Genomic DNA, 232 nt, shown 5'->3' with positions numbered 1-232 from the left:
CGTATTGTCGCAGCAGTGGCAAAACAAGCCACATTGGTATGGTCAGTTTGAGCTGCGCAAACGTTACCCTGAGTTGTCATTGGTCACAGATGACTTCTATCAGCATATGGCGGTTGGTTATGATGATAGCGGGGTTAAAGAGCGCTTATTTTTTGCACTAGAGCCAATAGGGCTGCGTCTGTTTGGTCATATTGATCGGCAGTTTGACGCAGTACAAGGCGGGCAAGTAGAG

Annotated in this window: 1 protein-coding gene; it reads left to right on the top strand. The window is 47.8% G+C overall.

From position 1 onward, the window contains the following. The coding region (locus SB772_RS45980) for a hypothetical protein (protein ID WP_410839270.1) at window positions 1-232 on the top strand (232 nt) is incomplete at both ends.

Source organism: Paraburkholderia sp. SIMBA_030, assembly GCF_046535245.1.
In the GTDB taxonomy this organism is placed as follows: Bacteria; Pseudomonadota; Gammaproteobacteria; order Burkholderiales; family Burkholderiaceae; genus Paraburkholderia.
Note: the sequence above shows the minus strand (reverse complement) of the source record. Positions and strands in the feature narration are given on the sequence as shown.